A 26,485-nucleotide genomic window follows, 5' to 3' on the forward strand; every position below is an offset into this window, starting at 1 on the left:
GACAAGCTTGAGCTTGCGAGCCGTCGGTGCGGTGGCCACACTGCTGCTGTTGCCCTTCCTGACCGCTGAAAGTTGTGGCGACGAGCGGACCGGACCTTCCTCGTCGGTCCAGCCGCCCGCGGTCGGCGGGGACACGGCGCGCACCAGCGAAGCGGTGTCCAGCGAGGTGATCTCTTCCGACGCATCACCCGGACCGAACCAGACGACAGCCCTAATCCCTGAGCCGTCGTCAGAGCCGCCCACGACCTCAGGGGAACCGACCACCGTGGTGACCGAACCGCCGCCGACCCCGTGAACGACGCCGCAGACTCGTCTTTGGGGCTCTGGACCCGAGCGACCACCGTGCTTTCGCAGACGGTGCTGATTTCCGCGCTGCTGTACTACTTCGGCTGGGTCCGAACCCAGGCCACCTGGTCCCACTTCGGCATCGACACCCGCCTGCTCGGATATGACACCGCAGACTACGCCCTGCGTAGCATCAACTCGGCCTTCCTGCCGCTGGTCGGCGGCGGGCTCGCCGCACTCGGCGCGACCGCATTGCATCGCACGATCCTGGCGCCCGCGGCTCGCGCGACACCGTCAACGCGCCGCCATCGTCTGGCCAACGCCACGATCGTCGTCGCCCGGGTCGGCGGCTTCCTGTTGATCGCGGTCGTCGTGACCGGGCTATTGCTGCCAGTCGCAGTTGGCAACGCGCTCGGTGTGGCGCTGCCGTTGTCCTTGCTTGGCGCAGCCTGTCTGCTCTCCTACGCAGATCATCTACATGCTTGCGGGCAACGACCGGACCGGCGGGTACCGCCGAAAACTCCCGGACTCCGCAGACTGCTGCTGATCGGCCTGGCCTTGGTCGGCCTGCTGTGGAGCATCGCACTGTATGCCCAGGCGACCGGCCAGGACGTGGCACGCAGTATCGCGGCCGGGCTACGCACCCGGCCATCCGTGACCCTCTACAGCGTCGAGCGGCTCGCGGTCACCGGCCCGGGGATCACTGTCGAGACACTGGACCTGGATGGATCCAAGTACCACTTCCGTTACACCGGATTGGTTTCCTTGACCCAGACGTCAGAGCGCTACGTGCTGGTTGCCGCCAGTTGGCGTAAGGGGCGCGATGCGGTATACATTGTCCCAGCAGGTGACAACCTCCGAATCGATATTACGACGCGATGAGACTGAACTGCAGTGGGAGCGCCCCGGCGACCTTGATCGACACGACCTTGCTCTGGCTGGTCTCTGCGAGAAGTTGACGCAGCATCGAGGAAGCACCACGCGAGATGCTCAGATTGTCGTCGCTGACCGACAGCGTGGCCCGCCGCAAAGGCTCCAGCCCGGCCTGCTTGTCCAGCCACCACTCGGGCTTTCCCTCGACGTGATAGGTGTAGCTCGAGTCGTAGGCCTTGGATTCGCCCCACCGCCGGCTCACCGTCGTCGGACCGGACATGCTGTTGTCCGTGCCGAGTGTGAGCGTCGCCGTGATCTCGGCCCGGCTGGTGCCCCGGTCGTAGCTGAAGCCGCGGCCGTCGCCGGAGAAGTCTTCGCCCGAGGGGATCGGCCCGAGGTTGTACTCGGAGTTCGGTCCCTTGATCACCGGCGCGGGGATGAAGACGCGATATCTGATCTCCACCGTGTCCCCGCCCGTGCCCAGCGCCTGCGCGGGGCGGCCTCCGGCGACGCCGAGCTGTTCCGCGACAGCGTGCTGCACACCGGTGTAGATGTCGATCGGCGACAGCCCGGCGCCGACACCGACTTGCAGCGTCACGCCCTGGAAGTGGAGCTGCTCGTCGAACAGGGCGGCCGCGCCGCCGGTGAGGCCCTCGCCGCCCGAGATGCCGGCCGCGTAGCCGAGGCCGCGGAAAGCATCGAGGCCGCCGCTGACGATGGTCAGCTGCACCGAGGCACCGATCGAGGCGATGAAGCCGGCGTCGATATCCACCTGTCCGTAAGCACCCATCACGTTGCCCGGCGCGAAGATGATCCCGGCACCGAGCCCGACGCCGGCCAGGAGACCGGCGCCGACCTGCGGTCCGATACCGATCGAGACACCGGCCGCTTCGGCTGCCGCGCGGGCGATGAGCACCAGCGACGTCAGGGCCGGGTTGGCGGCGAGCAACGCCTGGATGCCGAGGGCCCGCAACTCGGGCACGGTCTCGACCGGCGGTGGGGTGATCCGCCGGCGCTCCGCGGAGACGCTGATGGACTCCGCCTCCAACGAGACAGCGGTGAGCCGGCGACGGGTGGGTGCCGCGAGGCCCAGCGCCTGCGCGGCCGGCTGCGCAGACGACGCGGCCGCGGTGACGAGTTGCATGAAGTAGTCCCAGTCCCACGCTCCGGCGGGGCAGGACGTGTGGGTGGTGCCGGGGTCGGCCTCGCTGTGCCCGATGATCGTCGCGCGGTCCGGCGTGAGACCGTACTCCTGGCACAGGTGCAGGACCAGGGCGGCCGACTCGCCGTACTGGATCTCCGTCGGTGGCAGGTACGGGAACGTGGTACCGCCGTAGGTAGCCCCGCCCTCTTTCACCGCGACGTGCTCGATGCCGACGCTCCGTCGGTTGAAACCCTTGGCGTGCCAGGCGGTGTCGGCCTCGGACACGAACTGGACGACCTCGCCGTCCTGGCCGACCAGGTAATGGGCGCTGCTGTCGGCGTCCGCCCGGGTGAAGTGGTTGACCGTGCTGCTCGTCGTCGGTGCGTCCGTGATGTGGATGACGATCCGGTCGACCTCCGTGCCGGCCCGGCCGGCCGTGAACGCCGGTGAGGGCTCGGCGCGGGCGACGCGCTCGTACTCGCCCGCGCTGAGAGCCAGCGCGGTCGCGGTCGCGGGCGCGGGGACGTCGCCGCAGGCGCTGCTCTCGATCGCCATGTTCTCGGGATCGTCTCGAAAGCGCAGGGCGCGGCCGAGGCCCTGCGCGGACGGCTGAGCCGCGAAGAACTCGGCGACCGAAGTCATGTAGCGATCCCAGTCCCAGGCGCCGTCGGGGCAGGAAGTGTGGGTGGTGCGGCGGTCGGCCTCGCGATGCCCGACGATCGTCGTCCGGTCGGGTGTCAGTGCGTACTTCCGGCACAGGTGCGCGACCAGCTCTGCCGAGGCCCGGTACTCGGCGTCGGTCGGCGGTGTGTACGGGAAGGTCTTCACGCTGCCGTCGGGTCGGGGGTAGCGTGCGCCGCCCTGCTGGATCGCGACGTGCTCGATGCCGATGCTCCGGCGGTTGGCACCCCGCGCGTGCCAGGCGGTGTCCTGCTCGCGGACGAACTGGATGATGTCGCCGTTCTGGTCGACCATGTAGTGCGCGCTGGTGTCGGCCTCCTCGCGCGTGAACCTGCTGCCGATGTACGGCGTCTGCGGCGCACCCGTGATGTGGATGACGATCCGGTCGATCGCGTGCCCCCGCCGCCCTTCGGTGAACGCGGGCGACGCCATGACCCTGGTGACGCCGGGGTACTCGCCCCCGGTCAGCGCCAGCGGCGGGACGCCGAGCGCCATCGCCTGTGGCGGCGGCGCGTCGTCGAGCACCGCGTCCTCGATCCCGGCCGTCTCGGGATCGAGCTCGAACGCGCGGGTTCCCGTCCCCTGTTGAGCGGCCGGAACCGGGGCCGGAGGCGCGGCGACCGGGGAGGTGGCGCCCGTGCTCGCGTCGGGCGACCGCAGCGGGGGCAGCGGACCGAACCCGTCGTCGTAGGGGGGCGGTCCGGGCGGCACCTGCGCGCCCGGAGCCGGGGCGACCGGCTCGGCGGCCACCGGCGGTGTGACGGGCGCGGCCGGCACCGTCCCGGGCCGCGCACGATCGCCCGCCCACTCCAGGACGGACCGGGAGCCGTTCCTGCCGTAGCCCGAGCCGTTGCGCGACGGGTACATCCGCACCCGGCGCAGCGCGTGGTCGCTCAGCCCGGTGAGCGAGATGTAGGGGCTCTGCGCGGTGGGCATCAGCACCACCCGCCAGTCCGCCGCGGCCGCTGACGTGGCGGTCGCGAGGCCGAAGTAGAGCCGCTCCGCGTGGATGAACCGTGCGAGCACGTCAGGTCGCACGGTGTAGACGGCGTCGCCGCCGGACAGAGCCAGCGGACCGTGCTCACGACTCGAGTAGAAGGTGGAGGACGTGCGATTCGCCGGTGTCACGAACAACGCGGGGTCCGTGGCGACCACGACCTCGGCCACTCCCGGACTGTCGGTGCGGATGGTGAAACCGAGCATCGGGAAGCGATCGGTCACGTTCAGACGATGCGGACGCATCTGAGCATCCATGAGCTTGTCTCCTTCACCGGGACCGCCGATCCCGCACGCCCGGCGCCGGTCGCGCGTGCCTTTCCTGCGCCGGAGTCTCATCCGGCCGGTGTCACCCGCCCGTCACCGGCTAGCAAGGGCCGGACAACCACCGGCGTCGTGAACGAGGACGCGGCGGATCACTGCTCGGGTGACTCCCCCAGTGGATCGAAGAGAGATACAGACTTCGAGCTTACGAAACTGCAAGCGTCAATGAATAGAGCGTTATACGCCGTAGCCTCGATGACACCTCGGCTGCGCTGATCGGGCGAACGTTCCCAAACTCACCGTCATGGAGCCAGAACAGGTGCATCCGTTCAGGCGTGATCCCACCTCGAACACGCCCTGGGTCAGCGCCCTCCTCGGCACAGACAATGGACCTGCTCGCGCAGTGGATGACCACCGGCCGATCCACCCGTCCCTCTCCCCCAGCACAGGACGGCGGCGGGTCGCGGTTCGCGTTCTACGGCCGGACCTCGACCACCCGCCATCAAGACCGCGTGTCGTCACAGGGCTGGCAGCGCGACATGGCCGAGCACCTCGTCGCCGGGCACGGTCATATCGTCGCCGCCTACTTCGACACCGGCACCTCACGCCGCGTCCCGTGGCGGCAACGATCCCAAGCTGCCCAGCTCATGACCGCAGTCTCGGGTCCAGGATCCGCGATCGATGCAATCGTGGTCGGCGAGTACGAACGTGCCTTCACCGGCACCCAGTTCACGACCCTCTACACCTGGTGCACCCACCACGGCATCCAGCTCTGGCTGCCCGAAACAAGCGGTCCCGTCGATCTCGGCAACCATGACCACCGCACGCTGATGGCACTGCTGGCCACCCAGTCACAGCGCGAAGTCCTCCGCGCCCGCCACCGCGTCCTGGCCGCCATGCACAACCAAGCCACCCGGCAAGGCCGCTACCTCGGCGGCCGACCACCCACGGCTACCAACTCGTCGACGCCGGCCCCCACCCCAACTCCGCCGACGCCCGCTGGGGCCGACGGCTGCAACGGCTCGCCCCCGACCCACGAACCGCCCCGCACGTAGCCTGGATATTCCGCCAACGCCTCGCCGGCCACAGCGTCGCAAGCATCGCCCGACACCTCAATGAGCGTGGTGTCCCCTGTCCATCGAGCGCAGACCCGGACCGCAACCGGCACCGCAGAGCCTGGACACTGCGTACCGTCGCCGTCATCCTGGCGAACCCGCGCTACACCGGACGGCAGATCTGGAATCGCCGAGCGACCGGGACCGAAGGCCCAGCGTCAACGCCAGCGCTATCTGCGAAGGCCGCGTATCCGCCGATCGTCACGGAGCAAGACTTCGTCTCCGCCCAGCAGATCCGGGCAGCGCGGCCAGCCGTCGACGGCCGGGCTCGCCGGTTCGCGCTCGCCGGCCTGATCCACTGCGGGTGTCTGCGACCGGCGACTGGACTCGCACTGGAACCACGGACGCCCGACCTACCGCTGCCGCCACGGCCACACCAGCACCCAGCGCGCGAACCAGCCGCGGCCGAAGACCCTCTACATCCGCGAAGACTACCTCGTCGACGAGCTCAACATCCAACTTGGAGATGAAGGCAACGACGGCCACGCCACGGCGGAGTTTGACCGACCACGACACCGACGCGTGGCGGCGGCGCTGCGCGACTCAGGAAAGATCATTGTCTACGACGGCACCGGAAGGCGACTGAAGAAGATCGATTCGAGCTGAGCTACGATCGCCTCAGCTTCAAGATCGCGTTTCGCGATCCGTGGGGTAATACTGTGTCCGAGACTTGAACCCCCATGCGTGGGATATCTCCCGTGTTTGGGGAGATCATGCACAGATTGTAGCTCAGAGTCACAGCGTCTCGCACCCTACTGTCCTCACACGACCGGGTGACCGCAGAAGTCGACCGCAGGTCAGAGGCGTCGCCCGTCGCCTGCGCGACGACTGCCACGGTGGCAGGTTAGCTACAGCGCGAAGCGGAGCTCGGACACGAGGATGGCCGGGTCGCCGGCCTGGGCCGCAGCTCCCTGCTCGGACTCGAACCAGTACTCCTCCGGTTAACTGGAGGTTCTAGCCGTGGGTCGACGTCAATCGATCTAGCAGGGATGTTTGCATTCGCTCATGCCCTTATTCGGTGTCAATCGACGTCGATCGTCGCCGTTTATGGAGCATAAATGCTCCCTCGTTTGTGATCATAAAGCAGCGAAGGTGGCTGGTTAGTACTCCAGCTGTAGATAGTGATCTTGTTAGTCGGATGCCACGCCGTGAATGAACTGATCCCAAGTGCAAGTGGGCGGGTACGGCTCCCGCGCCATCTCAGGTGGGCTGGTCCATAGAGGTGACGTTGGCGCTCCCCATGCCGAAGAACCGGCCCTGTTCGCAGAGGGAATCGATCTCGGCGTTCTCTTCCTCGCTCAGTTGCGCGTCGAGTGCGACGTCGATGACGTGCCGGGCATGGGCCAATCGTCGAGCGACATCCCAGTCGGCGATGAACTTGCCAACGGTGTACTCGTCGGCGGTTCCGAAGGCCTGCCGGGAACCGAGTCGATCGAGGGAGACGACGAACTCGTTCAGGTCCTGCAGGATCGCTACGACCTCGCTGAGGGGCATGCGGACTTCTCGGGAGGACATGTCCATCGGTGACTTCAACTCCGTTCCAGACCGGGGGAACCGTGGCAGCAGGACGAGTCCGACTGGGCACAGGCGCGGCCACTGCTGATCATCGTGGTTTGTGAAGACAACGAAAGATCAAGCGGTGGCCGCAGGTCACAGCGTAGACCCGGTCCACTGGCAGGACGCGTTCGAAGGTCTGATGAGCCGGATCGCGGGTCGTTTCGCGCGGGTGGAGCCCCGCCGCAGGGTCCGGCGGTTGGTACTCGGGCTGCTCTCGGACCTGCCGCGCAAGAACTGCTGGACGATCGCCGAGTGGGCCGGGGAGTCCACCCCGGACGCAATGCAGCACCTGCTCAGCCGGGCTAAATGGGACGCTGACGCGGTTCGTGACGACGTGCGGGGCTACGTGGTGCAGCATCTGCACGACGAGCGGGCGGTGCTGGTGATCGATGAGACCGGCGACGTGAAGAAGGGCACCGCCACGGTCGGTGTCCAGCGCCAGTACACCGGCACTGCCGGCAGGATCGAGAATGCCCAAGTCGCCGTCTACATGGTCTACGCCGGTCGGCGCGGGCACGCCGCTGTGGACCGGGAGTTGTACGTCCCGCGCTCCTGGACCGCTGCCCCCAACCGCTGCCGTGCCGCCGGGCTCGGGGAGGAGACCCTCTTCGCCACCAAACCGGACCTGGCTGCGCGCATGGTCGCCCGCTTCCTGGATGCCGGCCACCGGGCTGCGTGGGTGGCCGGCGATGAGGTATACGGCGGCAACCCAAAACTTCGCACTGCACTGGAGGAACGCGGCACCGGCTACGTCCTCGCGGTGGCCTGCTCGCACGAAGTCGCCACGAGAGCTGGAAAGTTCCGCGCTGATGCCCTGGCCAAGAAGGTCCCCAAGCGAGCGTGGCAGAAGCTGTCGGCCGGGGCTGGGGCGAAGGGTCACCGCTTCTACGACTGGGCCGTCATCGACCTCGCCGACCCTCGACCCGGGAGCAGCCAGCTGTTGATCCGCCGCAACCGCAGCACGGCGAACTCGCTTACTACCGCTGCTACTCGCCTGCCGCAGTGCCAATGGCCGAGCTGGTGCGCGTCGCTGGATCAAGGTGGCGGGTGGAGGAGTTCTTCCAGTCCGGAAAGGGCCTGGCTGCTCTGGACGCGCACCAGGTCCGCCGCTACACGTCTTGGTCCCGCTGGGTCACCCTCGCCATGCTCGCCCATGCCTTCCTCGCCGTCATCAGAGCCGATGAGCACGCCCGCCAACCGGCATCGAACGGCCTGATACCGCTCACCTGCAACGAGATTCAGCGCCTCTTTATCGCTCTCGTCATTCGGCCTGTCCACGATGCCGCCCATCGGCTCGGCTGGTCTGACTGGCGACGCCGCCACCAGGCCCGATCCCAGGCCAGCCACTACCGGCGGCAAGCTGCTCAAGCCTGAAGATCACCATCTACAGCTGGAGTATTAGGGTGACCCAGTTACGGTGATCGGGAAGCCGATCGGCCAGTCCTATGAGGTGACCGTGGACGGCCAGCACTGCCGAGCGGCCCGCTTCAGTTGGCGTTGTCCTGGATGTTGCGACCCTCACTCGCCGCGGACAGCGAGCGCTGGGGACGGGATCGCACCCAGTCGGCCACCGCGACCGCACAGTCCGCCGGATCGATTCACACCCCGCCCCGACGAGCTGCCGCGGTGCTCAAACCAACGCCGTTGGCCCCAACGGTGCAGTTCTCCAGCGCAGACTGGGTGTCTACGCGCGCTCGGCGCCGTCGTGGAACACCTCGTGGCGGACTTTCGCCGCTGCCTCGTTGTCCAGCCAGCGCAGCTCGAACTGCTCGCCATACCAGTCAAGCCGCGCCGTCTCCAGTTCCTCCTGCGCGCTTTCGGTCCCCGGATCCGCGCGATCCTCGTACCGCCAATGATCTGACTCGTCGAGATCCCGTCGCGCGAACACCATATCGACATAAGTGACACCGCCGGCTCGAGCGGTCTTGACCGTCTCCGGAACCGTGACGTGGAGATACCCCTCGAACCGCGTCCCGTGGATCACTTCGGCGATCCGGTCTGCGAACGCGAAGTCGTTCGCCGTGTTCTGCGTCATCGGCACCTCCTACGGCTCAGTGTCGCACATGGTAGTTGTTGGTGTACTTCTTGTTGACTCGGCCGGACTCGAAGTTGGATTGCCAACCACGCGCTCCCTTGTTCTCCGGCGAGCGGTATTGGCGTTTGCCATTGCGGGAGACCAACCGGACGCTCCCGCGCTTCGTGACTGTTTTCTTGGCTAGCGGGCCGACCCAGATTCGTCCGGCGACCCTGGACTGGCGGACGGTCGCCTTGACACCCTTGAACACGATTCCCTGAGAACGCCGGGCGGCCTTGAGAACCGTGCTGACACCGCGGGCGAACTTGACGGCCTTGTAAGCGCCGATCGCAGCGCCGACGTCGGCCGTGCCGATTCCGGCGGTGAGGACACCGGCGAGGGCCTGCGCGCCGTAGCGTAACGCGGCTCCCATGTTCCCCTGGATGGCGTTACCGACGGCGGCAACCCCACTCGCGACCGTTCCGATGGGTCCGGGGATCCACGAGGCGACTTCGGCCACCTTGGTCACGACACTGACGATGGAGCTGAACCAGGAGTTGCCGTCGAGGTCCATCGCGTTGATCGGGTCGCCGGCGACGTAGTCGTAGTCGTTTGCGGATCCACCATCGACCGGGTCGACGGAGAGGAACCGGCCGAGCAGCGGGCTGTAAGGTCGGGCTCCCCATCTGCACCAAGGACAGGGCGCCGGTGTGCTCGTACGGGCGCTGGTACTGGCCGAGCCAGCCGTAGTCCATCGAACCGGGAGAGTTGTCCGGAACGTTCTGGTTGTCGACCGCACCCGAGCCCGTCAACGGCTGACCGTAGGGGTCGAAGGCCCGCAGGTTGCCGATCTGGTGGCCCGCGGAATCGGTGGACAGGACCAGGTCGCCGCGCACCGACGGGTGGTCATAGGTCGGCGTGAACGCTCCGCCGGAGCCGACCCTGGTCGTGTAGAGGACACCACCCGGCAGGGTCAGTCGCCGGGGAGGGGAATCCGCCGGCTGCTCGTCCTCCGGATGAGGCTCCGGCCGCCGCACTCCTTCAGGCTGTGCCCGGACAACGATCGCCCAGTGGGCCGCGCTCGGCTGGCTCAGCCAGCTCTGGACGCCCTGGTGACACAGGCCACAGCCCGCCGCGACGAGGCGGCTTTGACGCCGGGTTCCGCACCGATAACGATGTCGGGGTGACACGACGTTCCTCGACTTCGCCCAGCATCCGCGATGTCGCGGCCGCCGCGGGTGTCTCGTACCAGACCGTGTCGCGGGTGCTGAACGACTCACCCAAGGTCAACGCCGACACCCGGCGACAGGTCCGCGAGGTCATCGAACGGCTGGGCTACCGCCCCAACCGGGCGGCCAGGGCCCTCGGTTCGGGGCGGTCGAGCGCGGTGACGGTGGTGATCGCCGACACGACGCTGTACGGCTACGCTTCGACGCTGCGCGGGATCGAGGAGGCGGCCCGGCTGCGCGGGCTCGCCGTCGGGGTCCGGGTGGTGGAGTCGGACCGTCCGGCGGACGTCCGGCAGGCCGTCGAGTATGTGAGCGACCCCAACGCCGGCGGCATCGTGGTGGTCGCCTTCGACTCGGCCGGGGCCGGCGTCTTGCGGGCGCTCCCGCCCGAGGTGCCGTCGGTGGCCGCGACGGAAGCCGGCGGTCTCGACGATGTGGTGCGCCCGATGATCTTCCTCGACGAACGGCAGGCCGCCGCCGACGCGACCACGCACCTGCTGGACCTCGGACACCGCACGGTGCACCACGTCGCGATCCCCTCGGAGACCGGCACGAGCGCCCGGCAGGCGGGGTGGCGGAGCGCGCTCGAAGCACAGGGCATCCCCGTTCCCGCCGTCGTGCCGGCCGGGTGGGATGTGCGGTCGGCCTACCTCGCGGGCCGGGAACTGGCCGCCGATCCGGCCGTCACGGCGATCCTCTGCGGCAATGACGACACCGCCATGGCGGTCCGCCGCGCCCTGCACGAAGCCGGCCGTGACGTGCCCGGCGACGTCAGCATCATCGGCTTCGACGACGTGCCCGGCGCGGCCTACTGGACCCCCGCGCTGACGACCGTGCGGATGGACTTCGTGGCGCTCGGCCGCGCGTGCCTGGCGGCGCTCGCGGCCGAGCTCGCCGGCGCCCCCCACCCGGCGCTCGCGCTCGCGGCACCGTCGCTGGTGGTTCGGGAGTCGACGGCACCGCCGCCGAATTGTTCGTAACAACAAGGTAACGCGGTCTTTCCAGTCGGACGCCCGACCGGTCACACTCCTGTCCTGCTGATGTGACCGGTCACACTATCTTTGAACAGCACAAACAACGACAGGAGCCGGTGTGGTCTCGTTGGAATCCGTCACGACCTTGGTCTGGGGACATTCGGCGCTGGAACTCGTCGTCGACGTGTCCCCGGACGGCCCGGTGGGGGTCCGGTCCCTGTCCGGCGGTGGCCAGCAGGGACACCCCAGAGCAACCCAGCCGCTGGTGGAGCTGCTGGTCGCCGGCGAGGGCCGGGGCCGGGCCTCCCACCGGTTCTCCGAGACCGCCGTCGGTCGGCGCCTGGTCTACACCGGCTCGGTCCGCGGCGAAGCCGGGAAGTGGCAGGAGCTGCACATCGACCTGCGCGACGAGCGGACGGGACTGCTCGCGCGGACGTCGTTCCGATCGGTTGACGGGGTCCCGGCCTGCCGGATCACGACCACGGTCACCAACGACAGCCGGGCGCCGGTGCTGCTGCAGGGCGTCACATCCTTCGCGGCGGCCTTCCCCGGCGCGCCGGTCGGCGATCTCGACCTGGTGCGGGCCGACAGCGAATGGCTCGGCGAGGGCCGGTGGACGCGGCGGCCGCTGCGCGAAGACGTCCTGCCCGACCTCAACCTCGCGCTGCACGGCCAGGACGGCCGCGGCCGGTTCGCGGCCATCGGCACGGGCACCTGGTCGACCGGGATCCACCTCCCCACCGGCGGGCTCGCCGACCGCCGGACCGGGCGGGCGTGGCTGTGGCAGGTGGAGCACAACGGGGCGTGGCGGTGGGAGGTCGGCGAACGCCGGGACGGCGCGTACCTCGCGCTGCTCGGGCCGACCGACATCGACCACCAGTGGCACCAGACCCTGCGACCCGGCGAGTCGTTCACCACCGTCCCGGTTTCGGTGGCGGTGGCCGAGTCCGGTTTGGACGGTGCGGTCGCCGCGCTCACGGCACACCGGCGCGAACTCCTCCGCCCGCACCCCGACCGGTCCGCCCTGCCTGTGGTGTTCAACGATTACATGAACACCCTGATGGGCGACCCCACCACGGCGAAGCTGCTCCCGCTGATCGATGCCGCCGCGGACGCCGGTGCGGAGGTGTTCTGCATCGACGCGGGTTGGTACGACAACGGCACGAGCTGGTGGGACAGCGTCGGGGAATGGCAGCCGTCGCAGACCCGGTTCCCCGGCGGGATCGGGGAGGTCATCACCCGCATCCGTGAGCGGGGCATGGTGCCCGGCCTGTGGCTGGAGCCGGAGGTGATCGGGGTCCGCAGCCCGGTGGCGGCCAAGCTCCCCCACGCGGCCTTCCTCCAGCGCGGCGGCGTCCGCTTGGTCGAACACGATCGGTACGTCCTGGACCTGCGTCACCCGAGCGCGGTCGCGCACCTCGACGAGGTCGTCGACCGGCTCGTCGAAGATCTCGGGGTGGGTTACTTCAAGCTCGACTACAACGTCGATCCCGGGCCGGGTACCGACCTGGCCGCCGACAGCGTCGGAGCGGGCCTGCTCGGCCACAACCGGGCGCACCTGGCCTGGCTGGACGGGGTCCTTGACCGGCATCCCGGCCTGACTCTGGAGAACTGCGCGTCCGGCGCGATGCGCATGGACTACGCGATGCTGTCCCGGCTGCAGCTGCAGTCCACCAGCGACCAGCAGGACCACCTGCGTTACCCGCCGATCGCCGTGGCGGCCCCGATGTCGGTCCTGCCTGAACAGGCGGCGAACTGGGCCTACCCGCAGCCGGACATGCCGGACGAGGACTTCGCCTACACCCTGTGCACCGGGCTGCTCGGCCGGCTGTACCTGTCCGGGCGCCTCGACCTCATGACCGCGGAGCAGCGGGCCTCCGTGCGCGCCGCGGTGGAGGTGTACCACGAAATCCGCAAAGGACTGACGGCCGCGGTTCCACTGTGGCCGCTGGGCCTGCCCGGCTGGAGCGATCCGTGGCTCAGCCTGGCCCTGCGCTCGGGCGACGTCACCCACGTCGCCGTGTGGCGGCGCGGCGACGACGCCGGACCCGTGACATTGTCTCTGCCGCACCTGCGATTCCAGAACGTCCACATCGAGGCGCGCTATCCGCGGGACCTCTCCGCGTGGACTGTCCGATGGGACACCGCAACCGGGTCCCTGACCGTGACCCCCACCCCGCACACGACCGCGTCCGCGCGGCTCTTCCGCATCGTCGCCGGCTGAACCCCCACCCCACCGAAGGAACCCCCGATGAAGAAATGGATCAGCGTCGTCGCCGCCGCTGCGCTCGTGCTCGGCCTCGCCGCCTGCAGCGACCCGTCCGCGAACGCCCCCGCCGACGCCGCGCCCGCCACCTGGGCGGACCCCACCGCGAAGCTCGACGGGGTCAAGCTGACCCTCTGGGCGGCGCAGAACAGCAACACCGTGCCCAAGCAGGTCGTCGAGTCCTTCGAGAAGGCGACCGGCGCGACCGTCCAGGTCGTGACGCTCCCCGACCCGTACGAGCAGAGCATCCAGACCAAAGTGGCCACCGGCGACAAGCCCGATCTCGCTTTCTGGCAGCCCACTTCGTCGATGCTGACGGCGATCAACGCGAAGACCAACCTCCAGCCGCTGGACGACGCGCCGTGGCTCGGCAAGCTGGCGCCGGAACTGCGGGACATCACCGGCAAGCTGGACGGCAAGCGCTACGCCGCCCTGATCACCAGCCCGGCCGTCGAAGGCGTCTACTACAACAAGGAAGTCTTCGCCGCCAACGGCATCACCGAGACGCCGAAGACCTTCGACGACATGGTCACCGCGGCCCGCGCGCTCAAGGCCAAGGGCGTCACCCCGTTCTTCGAAATGGGTGGCGACCGGTGGGCGACGCAGTGGTGGGTGCAGGTCCAGCTGGCCGACGCGGCCAAGAACGGCCTCTGGGACAAGATCAACGCCAAGCAGGAGACCTTCACCAGCCCGGTCGTGCTCGACACCATCAAGAAGTACAAGGCGCTGATCGACGAGGGCCTGTTCAACGCCGACATCAAGACCGCCAAGCTGGAGGACCAGAGCGCCGCGCTGCTCGACGGCAAGGCCGCGATGGCCGTGCAGGTCAACTCGTTCTTCAGCCAGCTGCAGGCCAAGGCCGACACCGCGACGCTGGACAAGAAGATCGGCTTCTTCCCGATCGCGCCCTCCGGCCAGATCGGGACGTTCATCCCGGACCAGTCGAACGCCCTGGTCGCCTTCCGGACTGGTGACGCCAAGCGCGAGGCCGCGGCCCGGCAGCTGCTGGCGTACTGGATGGGCCCGGGCTACGCCGGGTTCGTCGCCGACCGCAAAACCGTCTCGCTCGAGCCGTCGGTCGCCAACCCGCCTGGCGTACCGCAGGCCCTGCTCGACGTCCACAAGACCCTGCCCACCGCGGTCGGCTCGATGCAGGCACTGGCCGTCGCCAACCCCGACCTCTACATCAACCTCGCGGACATGATCGCCGGCACCATGACGCCGGACCAGGTCGCCAAGGCCACCCAGGACCAGTTCGCCCAGCTGGCCAAGGCGGCCGGGGCCCCGGGCTTCTGATGTCCACCGCAGAACGCACGCTCGTCGTGGAGCGGCCGGCCGCCCGGCCCGCTCCACGGCCGAGCGCCCGTCCCTCGAGCACGTACGGCAAGCGAACGCACCCGATGTGGTTCCTGGTGCCCGCGTTCGCTATCCTGCTCGTCTTCTTCTTCCTGCCGACGCTGTTCAACTTCGTCTACGCCTTCACCGACTGGTCCGGGTTCAAGGGCTCCATCAAGCCCGTCGGGCTGGACAACTTCACCCAGCTCGCCTCGGACGGCACGCTGTTGCGGGCGGTGCGGGTCACGCTCGTCTACGCGGTGCTGGTCGCGGTCTTCCAGAACGTCTTCGGGTTCGCGCTGGCCGTCCTGCTCGAACGCGACAACCGGCTCAACCGCCTCGCGCGGATTTTCTTCCTGATCCCCGTGCTGATGTCGGCGCTCGCGGTCGGTTATGTCTTCCAGGCTCTGCTGAAACCGCACGGCAGCCTCAACGAGCTGATCGGCGCGGTGCTCGGGCGGACCTTCGACTACGCCTGGCTCGGCGACACCACCTGGTCGATCGTGGTGGTCGCGCTGATCCACGCGTGGAAGTGGATGGGCTTGTCCATGCTCATCTACCTGGCCGGGCTCAAGACCGTCCCGGAAGACATCCTCGAAGCCGCCCGCATCGACGGCGCCTCGCGCTGGCGCACCTTCTGGGTCGTCAAGTCGCCACTGCTGGCACCGGCGGTCACGTTCAACGTCGCCACCGCGCTGCTCGGGTCCATGAACGGCTTCGACGTCGTCCAGGCCACCACGGGCGGCGGCCCCGCCCGCACCACGGAAATCCTCAACATCTTCATCTACCGCACCTTCGGGCAGGGCCTGTTCGCCCAGGCCACCGCGATGAGCCTGGTGCTGTTCCTGCTCGTCGCGTTCCTGGCCTTCCCGGTGATCCGCACCCTGCGCAAGCGAGAGGAGATCCTGTGACCGCCCGCCTCAGCGACGCGCGCTTCTGGACTAAGCTGCAGCCGGTCGTCACCACGATCGGAGTCCTCGTCCTCATCGGGATCCCGCTCTGGCTCGTCGTGGTCACCGCCGGGAAGTCCCAGGGCGAAGCGCTCAACCCGGACCTCTCCCTGCCCAGCCACTGGCAGCTGTTCGGGAACCTGCGGGAGGTCTGGGTCCAGGGCGAGGTGCCGGCCGCGTTCTTCGGCAGCCTGCTGATCGTCGTGCCCACGGTCGCCGGCGTCCTCACCTTCGGCTCCATGGCCGCCTGGGTGCTGGCCCGCCGCGCGACCCGGCTCAACGCGGCCCTGTACGCGCTCGGCATCAGCGGCATCGTGCTGCCGCCGGCGGTCGTCACCGTGGTGCTGCTGCTGCGCCAGCTCGGCCTCGCGGGCAGCGCCGTCGGAATGATCGGCGTGTACATGGGCATCTACCTGTCCACGGTCATCTTCTTCGTCACCGGCTTCGTGCGGACCATCCCGGTGTCGCTGGAGGAAGCCGCGCAGATCGACGGCGCCGGTCCGTTCACCGTCTTCCGGCGGATCGTGCTGCCGCTGCTGCGGCCGGCGCTGGCCACCGCCACCATCCTCATCTGCCTCTACGTGTGGAACGACGTCTTCTACGCCTTCTTCGTCGTCGGCGGCCGGCTCGACACCCTGCCGCTCAACCTCTTCCGCGTCGCCAGCGCGGGGCTCTACCTCAACAACTGGCACCTCATCTTCGCCTACGTCGTGCTGATGAGCCTGCCGCTGATCGCCGTCCTCGCCGTGGCCCAGCGGAAGATCATCGCGGGCATCACCAGCGGCGCCGTCAAGTGAACCTCCTCCCCATCGAAGCGGAGTGCTGATGCGACAACGAATCCTGGCCGGGGCGGCGGTCGCCGTCCTCGCGTTCACCACGCTGTCCCCCGCCACCGCCCAGGCCGCGGCGGCCGAAACGCTGCGCGTCGACCTCGGCGCGTCCACGGGCGCCTTCCACGGGGGTGCCACGGGCATCCTCTACGGCCTCGGCGATCCCGGAGTGCCGTCGCAGGACCTGATCGCCGGGATGCGCCCGCGCACGATCTCCCAGAAGGCGCCCGATGGCGACCAGCACCCCAACGGCGACGCCCTCAAAGTGGCCGACGGCTTCTTCTCCGCCGGCGGCACCGACGTCCACATCTACGCCCAGGACGTCTACAGCCGCTGGCCGTACCAGGACCTCGGCGTCGACGACTACATCGCGCGGCTCGAGCCCCAGCTGGACAAGGTCGCGAAGCGGCCGGACCGCGACCGGTTCGTGTGGACGATCTTCAACGAACCGGACGGGAACTGGTACTCGGACTGGGCGAACAAGAAACAGCAGTTCTTCGCCGACTGGACGAAGGTCTACCACACGGTGAAGGCGGTCCTGCCGAACGCCCGGATCGCCGGCATCGGCGAAACCGGGTACCGCGCCGACCACCTGCGCGAGTTCCTCACCTACGCCAAGGCCAACGACGTGTTGCCCGACATCGCCACCTGGCACGAGCTCAGCCCGGACTCACCGGCCACCTACCGCGGGCACTACGCGGACTACCGCGCCATTGAACGCTCGCTCGGCATCCCGCCGCGGCCGATCACCATCAACGAGTACACCGACCGGCAAGACACATCCGTGCCCGGGCGGCTGATCCAGTGGATCACCATGCTCGAAGACACCAAAGTGGACGGTCAGCTGGCGTACTGGTCGCTGGCCGGCAACCTCAGCGACAACGCCGTGCGCACCGGCCGCGCCAACGGCGGCTGGTGGCTGAGCAAGTGGTACGCCGACCTGGCCGGCGACACCGTGCGCGTGACGCCGCCGCGGCCCGACACCCGGAACTCGCTGCAAGGCCTCGCCACCCTCAACCACACCGACCACAAGGCGACCGTCCTGCTCGGCGGCACGGCGGACGCGGTCGACGTCGCGCTGACCGGCCTCGACTGGAAGGTCTTCGGCGACCGGGTGGACGTCCGGATCGCCAAGGCGACCTGGTCGGGCTACGAGGGCGACGCCCAGCAGCCGCCGATCGTGGCGGCATCCCGGGTCCGCGTGCAGGACGGCAAGGCGACGATCTCCGTGCCGGGCGGCGACCCGCTGGCCGCGTACCAGGTGGTCGTCACGCCCGCGGGGCTCGGCGCCCCGCCCGTGCCGACCGCGCCGTGGCAGGCGAGCTACGAAGCCGAGTCGGGCACCGTGGAGAACGCCCGGGTCTACGTCCAGGACGACGGGTCGGGTTCGTGGGACATGGCCATGCGCTACACGACGTCGGGCGGCAAGGACGTCGGGTCCATGAACACCCCCGCCTCCCGCGTCACCGTGGACGCCGACGTCCCGCGTGCCGGCGCATACCGGCTGGGCGTGTTCTACGGCACCAACGCCTTCGTCGGCAGGCTGGCACTGTACGTCGACGACACCTACGTCCGCACCCTGCCCCTGCCGGCCACGCTGAACTGGACCTACCGGGGCCGGCTGGACACGCCGCTCACGCTGAGCGCGGGCAAGCACCGCGTTTCCGTGCGCACCACCGATCCGAGCGGGTTCCTCGGCGGCTCGTCCGACGTCACGCTGGACCGCTTCGACCTGACCGAGACCACCGGCCCGGAGCGGGCGGAGTACCCGCTCGCCGACGCCCGCCGCTCCGGCGGCTCGGTCGACCACGGCACGGCTGCCCTCCAGGTCCTGGCGCCCGGCGCGGTCGTACTGGCGCCCGGGCAGAAGGTCACCACGTACCTGTCCGCCGCCGAGGACGGCTACTACCGCCTGTCGACGTCCTGGGCGGGCATCGGCCGCAGCACGCTCGGGCTGACACTGTCCGGCCGCCGCGTAGCGGGCGGCGACCTGACCGCCACCGGCGTCGGCGTCGGCGTCGGCGTCTGGTCGGGCAGCGAGACGGTGTTCCTCAAGGCGGGCGTCACCGAAGCGGTGGTGTCCAACGAGGGCCGCACCCCCTTGGCGGCAGGCACCCTCACCCAGGTCCGCGACGCGGCGGCCGACCAGCGCGCGGTCCGCGTCGAGGCCGAGTCGGGCAAGCTCGCGGGCGGAGCGGCCACGGCGACCGGTCCCTGGGCGTCCGGCGGATCGTACGTCGGCTACCTGGGCAACGGCGGCACGCTGACCATCCCGCGCACCGGCGGTCCCGGCCAGTACGACCTCACCGTCGCCTACGCACAGGCAGAGAAGAACACCGGGCACCCGTACAACACGGACACGATCACCCGCACCCTGGTGGCGACCGAAGCGGGCGGCACGGTGACGAGCGCGCCCTACCGCCACAACTACACCTGGGACGGCTTCTGGCCGGAGACCTCACCGATCGACCTGACGACGAAGGGCGGCGCACTCACCTTCGGCAACCCCGCCGCCTGGGGCCCGAACGTCGACTGGATCCAGCTCGCCCCGCTCGTCGTGGCGAACACGGTGAAACCCCGGTTCTGACCCGGAAGGCGTCTGGCCGGTTCCCGCGAGCCGGCCAGGCACCGTGTCCCCGCCGTAAGCGGCCTTCGCTTCGCACGCCTGCCGCGGCGGGTCACACCGCCCAGGACTGGACAGGATCGAAGCCGGCGGAGTGGACTCGCACCCTGAGCACGGTGATAGTCAACGCTAACGCCCCCGCAGCGTTCACCTGCCACGACACATCCGCCGCCTCCAACTCCTCTTCACCGAGTAGTCCTTGAGGGGGAACGGCAGAGTCAAGCTGCCGAAGTCGGGAAGGCCGGCCGAGCCGGCACTTCGCACCGACTCGGACCCTGATCAAACACCCCAGCCAGACCTGCCAGATCAGCGACACCACACAGGTGTCGGCCACCTTCGCCCTGTCCGGCCAGCAGCCCCTCCGGCCGCGGCGACTCGGCCTGACCCCGTCCAGCAGCACGTCGCAACATCGTCCGTGGCCATCGAGGCATCGCCGCCATGTTGCGGTCGCCGAGCCGCTGGAACGGCGCGAACGCCGACTCGGCGGCCCCCTTCGGCAGGCCGCGGCCGTGGTCGACGATCCGCAGCTCGACCCGGCCCGCGTACGCGCTGGCGCGCACGGCGACCTCGCCGCCGCCGTGGCGCAGTCCGTTGTCGATGACGTTCGCGATAGCGCGTTCCAGCAGACCGGCGTCGGCCGTCACCGCAGGCAGACCGGCGTCGACGTCGACAACGACCTTGCCATCGCCGTCGACCGCCGCCAGCGCGGTCGCGACCACCTCGTCGTAGCCGAGAGGTTGTCGATCAGACCGGAGAGCCGGTCGGTGGACTCTTCTCCGGTGGCCAGCAGCTCCTCGGCTTCCTCTTCGGACAGACTGACGTCGTGGGCGCGCAGGCCGCCGAAGACGGCCTTGATCGACGTCGGCGCCGTGCGCAGCTCGGTGGTCTCGGCCCGGCGTTCCTGCTCGGCCATCCGCTGCTGCCGCAGGGCCAGCGACGCCTGACCGGCCGCGGCTTCGAGCACGCGCTGGTCGTGCGCCGGCAGGGTCCGGCCGCGCAGGGCCAGGTGGACGTCGTCGGTGACCGGGACGTCGACGTCGGCCTCGTCCGGGTCGTCGCACGGCCGCTCCCCGGTGCAGGCCGCGCGGACCCACTCGTCGTCCTGTTTCTCCAGCAGCGACACGGATTCGAGGCCCGAAGTTCTCCCGCACCTTGTCCAGCAGCCGCTGCAGCGGCTGGTCGTGCCCGAGCACGGTCCGGGCGTAGGAGGCCAGCAGCGCAGCCTCGGTCCGAGCCCGGGCCGCCGCGTCCGCCCGCCGGGATGCGCGGTCGACGACGAGCGCGAAAGCCACCGCCACCGCGACCATCGCGATCAACGTGATGACGCTCTGCTGAGCGTCGACGGTCAACGTGTACAGCGGTGGCGTGAAGAAGAAGTTCAGCAGCAGCGCGCCGGGATGCCGAACAGGAGGGCGTAGCGAGTCAGCGGAGTGAGCGAGTGACGACACGGACCGGAAGGGCGCGAGGGTTTCCGGGACACTCCCCAGACCCGGCCTCGACCAGCCACCTTCGGCTCAGGACGGGCTACGCCGTCGCGCCCCTGGGGTTCGCCGTCGACCACGATTCCGACCGGCGCGGCGTGCACTCCCCCGCGCCGCCAGCAGGGCCAAGCGGGTCGAAGCACCGGCCGTGCCGGGGGCGGCTCACCGACCGCGAACGATCAGCGCTACAGGCGGTTGAGATCGATCGTGTTCGCCATCGCCCGCATGCCGGCATCGTTGGGGTGTAAGCCGTCCCCGGAGTCGTACTCGGCCCGCAGCTTGTCAGGATCGGCCGGGTCGGCGAGCGCGCGGGCGAGGTCCACGACGGCGTCGTACTCGCCGCTGGTACGGATCCAGTTGTTGACCGCGGCGCGTACCTGCCCGCCTCGCTCGGTGTAATAGCCCTGATCCGTCGCTCCCTTGAACGGCAGGATGGTCGCGCCCAGCACCCGAACGCCGCGGGCATGCGCGGCGGCGATCAGGGCCCGGTAACCGCCGATCAGCTGGGCCGGCGTCGGCGGCCGGCCGCTTGTGCCGACGCCGACGCCGAGGTCGTTGACTCCCGCCAGGACGATGACGGACCGGACGCCCGGCCGGCCGAGCGCGTCTCGCTGGAACCGGGCGGTCGCACGGTCACCCATCCCGTCCGCGTCGGTGAGCAGCCGGTTGCCGCTGATGCCCGCGTTGGCGACGCCGAGGCCGCGGCCGGCCGCGACGAGCCGCTTCGCCAACTCGTCGGGGTAGCGGTTGTCCGCGTCGGGGGTCGACCCAGACCCTTCGGTGATGGAATCGCCGAACGCCACCACGGCGCCTCGGTCACCGCTCGGCGCCGCGCCGGTGACATCCAGCCCGGACAGGTAGTACCAGGACTGCGACGTCTCGCCGAACGCCTGCGCGGCCGGGTCGGCCAGATGGTTGCCGGCGGACCGGTACGAGGTCGCGATCGCGGACGGGTGGAACGACGCCGGTCCGGTGGGCGCCGCGAAGTACAACGTCACGGTCAGCCGTTCGAGCGCAGCGACGGTCAACGGCACCGGGTCGGAATCGAGCTCCCGGCCTGCCGGCACGGTGGTCGACCCGGTACCGCCGAACGACAGTGCTTGTAACGTCCCCGGCTGGACGGCGGCGCCCGCCCCGGCCCGCCCGATCGACGCGCTGGTCAACCGCAGCGGCCCGGTGCCGAACACGTTGGAGATCCGGATCCGCACGGCCGATCCGCCCCGGCTGGCCCGGACCGGTTGGCGCACCGACTGGTCGCTGAACCCGCCGGACCAGTTGGGCATGCCGAAGATATCGGGCGTGGCCGCGACCATCGAGGTGGACCAGGTCGCGGTCCACTGGCCGCCCGCCGGACCCGGCTGCACGGCGGCGGGCGGAGCGTCCGCCGGCAGCGCCACGACAAGTGCGACCAGACCGGTGAACACCGCGAGAAGCCGGCCCCGGAAATACTGGATCATGGATGCTTACCCCCTCATGATGTCCGTCGGTATGGTGATCCTCGAGGAATGCCGGCGCCATTTACCGCTCCCCGACGGGTGGCCATTCTCAGTGCGGTGCGGCTCAGATCTTGGTCCACCACGGTTTGCTGACCATGCGGACCGCGTTGGACCCACAGTGGATCTCACCGCCCCCGGTGTGGTGACTGTTGTAGTCGTCGATGTGGCTCACCTGCATGCCCACCTTGCGGTAGGCACGCTCCACGGCGTCCGCGAACACGTCACGGCCGTTGACCACGGGCCCCCATTGCTGTGGGGCGAGGTAGTGCGTGCGGTCGACGACGATGCCGTTGACCGCACCCGGCAGGTACGCCCCGAACGAGCCCTTGCCGTATTCGATCGGATCGTCCTGGGCCGTCGCCGCGTCGAACGGACGGTCGGGCGCGTAGGTATTTGCCGCGTTCCCGGCCTGTGGTGGGAAGCCGGGCGGCAGGTTGCCGGGCGGCATGCCGCCGAATCCGAGACCGTCCTTGCTGTACAACGCCGGGACACCGATCACCTCGTTGCGCTGGACTCCGGTTTCGTCCATGAGGATCTTCAGGTTCCGGTCAATCGCGTCGGCCGCTTCGGTGTTGCCGGCCACGAACTTCTCGTCGGCCAGCAGCTGGGCGACCGTCACGTTCGGGGCATCCTTGTGGCTGGTGGCGCGTACGGCGCCTTGTCCGGCGGCCTGTATCGTCCGCAGCAGCTCGACGCCCGCCCGGGGGTCGGCGACCGCGATCGTCCAGCCGCGCGGATTGTCCGCGGGCAGAAACTGGACGAACTCGTCGACGTGCCCGATGAACAGCCATGACGTGTCCAGTTTCAGCGGGTCCTGGATGCCCTGCGACGCGAACAGGGTGAGGGCCTGCTCGCCCAGGTTCGCGCCCGGTCCCGCGTCGCCGTGGATGATCCGCCCGGCCGGGAACGACCGGCCGTTGTGCTCGTACGGGGGGATCGTCTCGAGGTTGCCGAACGAGGCGACCTGGTGATAGCCCTTACCGCCGGTCTGCACCGCGCCGAACCCGGGACCCCGCAGGTCGAAGACCGCCCGGCCACCAACCCGGCCGGGCTGGCCCGAACGGATCGCGATCTCGATGGCCCGGGTCGCGCCGCCTGGGCCCGGCATCGACACATACCCGAACTCCACAAAATCCTGCGCCCAGGTGTCCTCGGTGGCCAACGTCGTCAGCTTGACGCCGCCGGCCTTCGCCGCCGCGTCGCCGAGGTCCCGGACGAACTTCTGATGGGCGGCGTTGTCTGCGCTGCGCGGGACGAACAGGGTCGTGGCGCGCTCGGTGTGGTTGTGCAGGATCAAGGGTGCGACGACCATGCGCACCGAGTCGGACGACGTACGGTCTCCGTCGGACACCTCCACCCGCAGGGTGAACCGGCCGTCCCAGACCGCCTTGTCCCGCACGATGTCGCGGGAGTCGACCCCGAGCTCTACCCCAGACCGCAGGTCCTGCGCGGTCAACGTCGTGCCGGACTTCAGGAACGTCCACGCGTCACCAGCCTTGCGGAAGACGCGGATCCGCCCCGGGGGGTCGCCGTCGACCCACAGCGTCCCCGTCGCCCGGTCGGATGCCGCGGTGAACGGGAGGATCCGTACGGGCGCGAGGTTCTGCGGGGCGTGCGCGGTGTAGTCCGCGGCGTCATGACACGCCTCGAGCTGATTGTCACTGGCGGTGCTGCGCGTGTCAGGGCAGCCGACGCCGCTCACACCGATGTTCGGCAGCACCAGGGCGCCATCACTCTGAGTGCCAACCCGCATCGGCTCGTCGACGACTCCGTCACGGTCCACGTCGGCGACGATGCGGACACCGTCCCCGGATCGTCCCACGGCGTTGATGACCACGGTGGCACCGACGGCCGACACGGCAAGAACCACGACGGTGACGATGGTCAGAGTCTTGCGGCTCAGACGGGTCTTTCCTCCCGGGTTACTGCTGGCCATCGGCGACGACGTCCCAGTGCTCGATGATCTTTCCGTCGACCACGCGGAAGATGTCCGCGACGACGTAGTCGGAGCTGAAGACCCACACCAGGTCGCCGTCGGCGAGGGTGTTGCCGAACTGAGTCCCGGTCCTGGTGGCTGTGCTGGGGGTACCGCTGGGCGGGGTGACGCCCTGCTGCTGCATGAACTGCTTGAGCGGGTCCGTTCCGTTCGCGGCCGCCGGGTTGTGCTGGTAGTACCGCGGATCCCAGCTGGTGTCGATCACCGTCGCGTCACCGTCGGAGAGCTTGCGGTAGGCCTCGACCGCGAACGTCCGGTTCTTCTCCTCCTGCTCCTCGGACAGGGTCGGCGCCCCGTTCGGGTACTGGTACTGGTCGCTGAACAGGGAGTTGCCGCTGGCCGTCGTCGCCGGCACGGTCTGCGTGATGCTCCAGTGCTCGACCAGCTTGCCGTTGCCCACCCGGAACAGGTCGACCTTGGCCTCGCCGGTCGCCTCGTTCGCCGGGGTGGCCGACGCGTGCCAGTGCACGGCCACCAGATCGCGGTCGGCGGCCGTGCGCTTGACCGTCGCCACCGCGCCGGGGATCTTCGCCTTGAGGTCCTGGAACTGCTTGACCTGACCGTCGGCTCCGCCGGGCACCGACTTGTCGTGCTGCACGTAGTCCGCTCCGACGAGTTCCTTCACCACGTCGGTCTTGTCCTGGTTGAACGCCTCTGAGTACAGGCGCAGGACGAGCGCCTTGTTTTGCGCCTCGGACGCTGACGACGTACCGGTCGCGGCGGCCGGGCCGGCGCCGGACGCGCCGCTGCACGCGGTCGTGAAGAAGGCCACGGCAACGAGCCAGGGAAGGGTCTTCCGGTATCCCACTCGAGTCTCCTGTGTACGGTCGGAAAGGACCGCCGGCCTTCCTCGGCCGACGTCACCATTTGTTTTCACATCGCTGTTCTCCGATCGCGCCCGCCGCCCCGCTCGTCAGGCCAGGCCGAACCGCTCGGAGTGCACTTGCCGGCCGGGAACCTTCAGCCTGCGTAGGGTGCCGAGGACGGCCGAGGTCATCGCGGGCGGGCCACAGACGTACACGTCGCGTTCGGCTATGTCGGGTACCAGGGCACGGAGACTGTCCGGCTCGAACGGCGACGTTCCCTCTCCCGTGCGGCCGGTGAGCAGGTGCAGTTGCCCGCCGCGGTCCGCGACCAAGGCTCGAACCTCGTCGACCAGCACGGCGTCGCTTTCGCTTCGCACCCGGTAGAGCACGACGACATCCCCTGCCGATTCCTCCTCCAGCAGGGCCCGGATCGGCGTGATCCCCACGCCCCCGGCGATCAGCAGCGCGCCCGGCCGCGTTCGATGCAACGACGTGAACGCCCCGTACGGCCCCTCGACGAACACGCGGCTCCCGACCGGGACGTGCCGCAGGCCGGCGCTGGTGGCGCCGACCGCCTTGGCGGTCAGGCGCAACGTGCGGCCGTCAGGCGCCGCCGACAACGAGAACGGATTCGCCAGCCACCAGCCGTTGTGGCCGGGGAACCGCCAGATGCAGAACTGGCCGGCCCGGACCGGGAGCCGGTCGAGGTGCCGGCCGGTCACGTGCACCGACACGACGTCGTCCGACTCCGGCACGACCGCTGTGACCTCGAACCGGTGATAGCGGTTGCGCCACAGCGGGACCACGATCCGCCCCGCGACCAAGGCCCCGAAGGAGAACAGCCACAGCAGCCACCAGTACAGTTTCGCGGGCACGGACGAACTGAACGTCGTGGTCTCCAGCAGCTGGTGGACGAACGCCAGCCCCAATGCCAGGTACAGCAGCAGGTGCACCCCGTGCCAGGTCTCGTAGCGCAGCCGACGGCGCACGTACCTGGCGGAGACCACGGCCACCACGACGACGATCGTCGCGGCGCATATTCCAAGCAGGGAGGCCGGTACTCCGGCCAAGGCGAAGAACGTCTTCACCGCCGGCGCGCCGTCGAGCCGCGCGTAGCCCAGCACCACCAGCACGGCGTGGGTGAGAATTGTCCACAGCAGCGTGAAGCCGAGCCACCGGTGCCACACCGTCAACCGATCCATGCCGATCCGGCGGTCGAGCCACGGCAGCCGTGCCACCAGCAGCAGCTGGAACAGCATCAGCACGGCGGCGTGCAGGCCGAAGAACTTGGCGACCGTGAGCACCCCGTTCTTGCCGGTCCCGCCAGCGACGAAGAGGGCCTCGACGATCACCAGGTTGACGATGACGAACGTCCACAGCGCCGCCCGCGCCGCGACGACCGGAGGCACGGTGCGCTGCCGCACGGTGGAAATCGTTGCTCCCATCACTTCCCTCTTGTCCACAGCACACACTCGGCCCGGCGCCTGGCGGCCGTCCCGCCCGCCGTCGCCGGTAGGTTGGGTGATTAACGGCTTAACCACAAGCGGTCGCACGCGGGCGTTGGGAGACA

Annotated in this window: 17 protein-coding genes and 3 pseudogenes; 10 read left to right on the forward strand and 10 right to left on the reverse strand. The window is 69.3% G+C overall.

The genetic code is table 11. From position 1 onward, the window contains the following. The first annotated feature begins 291 nt into the window (after positions 1-291). Positions 292-1,167, forward strand: coding sequence for a hypothetical protein (locus AB0M82_RS00625; protein WP_364716111.1), 876 nt, complete (start codon positions 292-294; stop codon positions 1,165-1,167). On the opposite strand, the gene AB0M82_RS00630 is transcribed toward AB0M82_RS00625, so the two are convergent. Further along, on the reverse strand, positions 1,154-4,204 hold the full coding sequence (locus tag AB0M82_RS00630; protein WP_364716113.1) for a peptidoglycan recognition family protein: 3,051 nt from the start codon (positions 4,202-4,204) through the stop codon (positions 1,154-1,156). The genes AB0M82_RS00625 and AB0M82_RS00630 overlap by 14 nt on opposite strands. 425 nt (positions 4,205-4,629) lie before the next feature. Here AB0M82_RS00630 and AB0M82_RS00635 point away from each other — a divergent pair, with 425 nt between their 5' ends. Further along, complete coding sequence (locus AB0M82_RS00635) at positions 4,630-5,298, forward strand: recombinase family protein (RefSeq protein ID WP_364716116.1); 669 nt, start codon at positions 4,630-4,632, stop codon at positions 5,296-5,298. A gap of 5 nt (positions 5,299-5,303) precedes the next feature. After that, complete coding sequence (locus AB0M82_RS00640) at positions 5,304-5,828, forward strand: recombinase family protein (RefSeq protein WP_364716700.1); 525 nt, start codon at positions 5,304-5,306, stop codon at positions 5,826-5,828. A gap of 730 nt (positions 5,829-6,558) precedes the next feature. On the opposite strand, the gene AB0M82_RS00645 is transcribed toward AB0M82_RS00640, so the two are convergent. Beyond that, a complete protein-coding gene (locus AB0M82_RS00645) occupies positions 6,559-6,852 on the reverse strand; it encodes a hypothetical protein (protein WP_364716119.1) in 294 nt (97 codons plus the stop codon). 202 nt (positions 6,853-7,054) lie between these two features. Between AB0M82_RS00645 and AB0M82_RS00650 the strand changes: the two are divergent. Then, positions 7,055-8,289: pseudogene (locus tag AB0M82_RS00650) on the forward strand (IS701 family transposase). 310 nt (positions 8,290-8,599) lie between these two features. Here AB0M82_RS00650 and AB0M82_RS00655 read toward each other — a convergent pair. The 3 genes and pseudogenes from AB0M82_RS00655 to AB0M82_RS00665 form a co-directional block, all read right to left on the reverse strand. Then, positions 8,600-8,950 (reverse strand): hypothetical protein, encoded by a 351-nt coding sequence (locus tag AB0M82_RS00655; RefSeq protein ID WP_364716122.1) that lies wholly within the window; start codon positions 8,948-8,950, stop codon positions 8,600-8,602. A 16-nt stretch (positions 8,951-8,966) separates the two neighbouring features. Further along, a complete protein-coding gene (locus tag AB0M82_RS00660) occupies positions 8,967-9,503 on the reverse strand; it encodes a hypothetical protein (protein WP_364716717.1) in 537 nt (178 codons plus the stop codon). Positions 9,504-9,548: 45 nt separating this feature from the next. Continuing rightward, positions 9,549-9,728, reverse strand: a pseudogene (locus tag AB0M82_RS00665) (hypothetical protein); the annotation flags it as partial. A gap of 384 nt (positions 9,729-10,112) precedes the next feature. Here AB0M82_RS00665 and AB0M82_RS00670 point away from each other — a divergent pair. The 6 genes from AB0M82_RS00670 (at position 10,113) to AB0M82_RS00695 (ending at position 19,100) form a co-directional block, all read left to right on the forward strand. After that, on the forward strand, positions 10,113-11,138 hold the full coding sequence (locus tag AB0M82_RS00670; protein WP_364716125.1) for a LacI family DNA-binding transcriptional regulator: 1,026 nt from the start codon (positions 10,113-10,115) through the stop codon (positions 11,136-11,138). A 112-nt stretch (positions 11,139-11,250) separates the two neighbouring features. Beyond that, positions 11,251-13,356, forward strand: a complete 2,106-nt coding sequence (locus AB0M82_RS00675; protein ID WP_364716128.1) for a glycoside hydrolase family 36 protein — start codon at positions 11,251-11,253, stop codon at positions 13,354-13,356. Between the two features lie 27 nt (positions 13,357-13,383). Then, the gene (locus AB0M82_RS00680) at positions 13,384-14,694 is read left to right on the forward strand and encodes an ABC transporter substrate-binding protein (protein ID WP_364716131.1); all 1,311 of its coding nucleotides are present in this window, start codon (positions 13,384-13,386) and stop codon (positions 14,692-14,694) included. Beyond that, a complete protein-coding gene (locus AB0M82_RS00685; protein WP_364716133.1) occupies positions 14,694-15,644 on the forward strand; it encodes a sugar ABC transporter permease in 951 nt (316 codons plus the stop codon). The genes AB0M82_RS00680 and AB0M82_RS00685 overlap by 1 nt, the downstream gene beginning before the upstream one ends. Beyond that, on the forward strand, positions 15,641-16,480 hold the full coding sequence (locus tag AB0M82_RS00690) for a carbohydrate ABC transporter permease (RefSeq protein ID WP_364716136.1): 840 nt from the start codon (positions 15,641-15,643) through the stop codon (positions 16,478-16,480). The genes AB0M82_RS00685 and AB0M82_RS00690 overlap by 4 nt, the downstream gene beginning before the upstream one ends. 28 nt (positions 16,481-16,508) lie before the next feature. Then, positions 16,509-19,100 carry a hypothetical protein gene (locus AB0M82_RS00695; RefSeq protein WP_364716139.1) on the forward strand — a complete coding sequence of 864 codons (2,592 nt, stop codon included), beginning with the start codon at positions 16,509-16,511 and terminating at the stop codon, positions 19,098-19,100. Between the two features lie 476 nt (positions 19,101-19,576). On the opposite strand, the pseudogene AB0M82_RS00700 reads toward AB0M82_RS00695, so the two are convergent. The 5 genes and pseudogenes from AB0M82_RS00700 to AB0M82_RS00720 form a co-directional block, all read right to left on the reverse strand. After that, positions 19,577-20,527 (reverse strand): annotated as a pseudogene (locus AB0M82_RS00700) (DUF4118 domain-containing protein); the annotation flags it as partial. Positions 20,528-20,802: 275 nt separating this feature from the next. Continuing rightward, positions 20,803-22,074 carry an SGNH/GDSL hydrolase family protein gene (locus AB0M82_RS00705; RefSeq protein ID WP_364716142.1) on the reverse strand — a complete coding sequence of 424 codons (1,272 nt, stop codon included), beginning with the start codon at positions 22,072-22,074 and terminating at the stop codon, positions 20,803-20,805. A gap of 103 nt (positions 22,075-22,177) precedes the next feature. Beyond that, positions 22,178-23,983, reverse strand: coding sequence for a protein-arginine deiminase domain-containing protein (locus AB0M82_RS00710; protein ID WP_364716144.1), 1,806 nt, complete (start codon positions 23,981-23,983; stop codon positions 22,178-22,180). A gap of 52 nt (positions 23,984-24,035) precedes the next feature. Further along, on the reverse strand, positions 24,036-24,917 hold the full coding sequence (locus AB0M82_RS00715) for an ester cyclase (RefSeq protein WP_364716146.1): 882 nt from the start codon (positions 24,915-24,917) through the stop codon (positions 24,036-24,038). Between the two features lie 105 nt (positions 24,918-25,022). Further along, positions 25,023-26,360, reverse strand: a complete 1,338-nt coding sequence (locus tag AB0M82_RS00720) for a ferredoxin reductase family protein (protein WP_364716148.1) — start codon at positions 26,358-26,360, stop codon at positions 25,023-25,025. Positions 26,361-26,485 lie beyond the last annotated feature (125 nt).

It is taken from the genome of Amycolatopsis sp. NPDC051128 (assembly GCF_040682715.1).
Taxonomy (GTDB): domain Bacteria; phylum Actinomycetota; class Actinomycetes; order Mycobacteriales; family Pseudonocardiaceae; genus Amycolatopsis.

What these genes read in the sequence shown, in the direction of transcription:
- AB0M82_RS00635 (WP_364716116.1), top strand. Translation starts at nt 4,630, where the DNA reads ATGGACCTGCTCGCGCAGTGGATGACCACCGGCCGATCCACCCGTCCC.
- AB0M82_RS00645 (WP_364716119.1), bottom strand. Translation starts at nt 6,852, where the DNA reads ATGCCCCTCAGCGAGGTCGTAGCGATCCTGCAGGACCTGAACGAGTTC.
- AB0M82_RS00655 (WP_364716122.1), bottom strand. Translation starts at nt 8,950, where the DNA reads ATGACGCAGAACACGGCGAACGACTTCGCGTTCGCAGACCGGATCGCC.
- AB0M82_RS00660 (WP_364716717.1), bottom strand. Translation starts at nt 9,503, where the DNA reads ATGGACCTCGACGGCAACTCCTGGTTCAGCTCCATCGTCAGTGTCGTG.
- AB0M82_RS00680 (WP_364716131.1), top strand. Translation starts at nt 13,384, where the DNA reads ATGAAGAAATGGATCAGCGTCGTCGCCGCCGCTGCGCTCGTGCTCGGC.
- AB0M82_RS00685 (WP_364716133.1), top strand. Translation starts at nt 14,694, where the DNA reads ATGTCCACCGCAGAACGCACGCTCGTCGTGGAGCGGCCGGCCGCCCGG.
- AB0M82_RS00695 (WP_364716139.1), top strand. Translation starts at nt 16,509, where the DNA reads ATGCGACAACGAATCCTGGCCGGGGCGGCGGTCGCCGTCCTCGCGTTC.
- AB0M82_RS00705 (WP_364716142.1), bottom strand. Translation starts at nt 22,074, where the DNA reads ATGATCCAGTATTTCCGGGGCCGGCTTCTCGCGGTGTTCACCGGTCTG.
- AB0M82_RS00720 (WP_364716148.1), bottom strand. Translation starts at nt 26,360, where the DNA reads ATGGGAGCAACGATTTCCACCGTGCGGCAGCGCACCGTGCCTCCGGTC.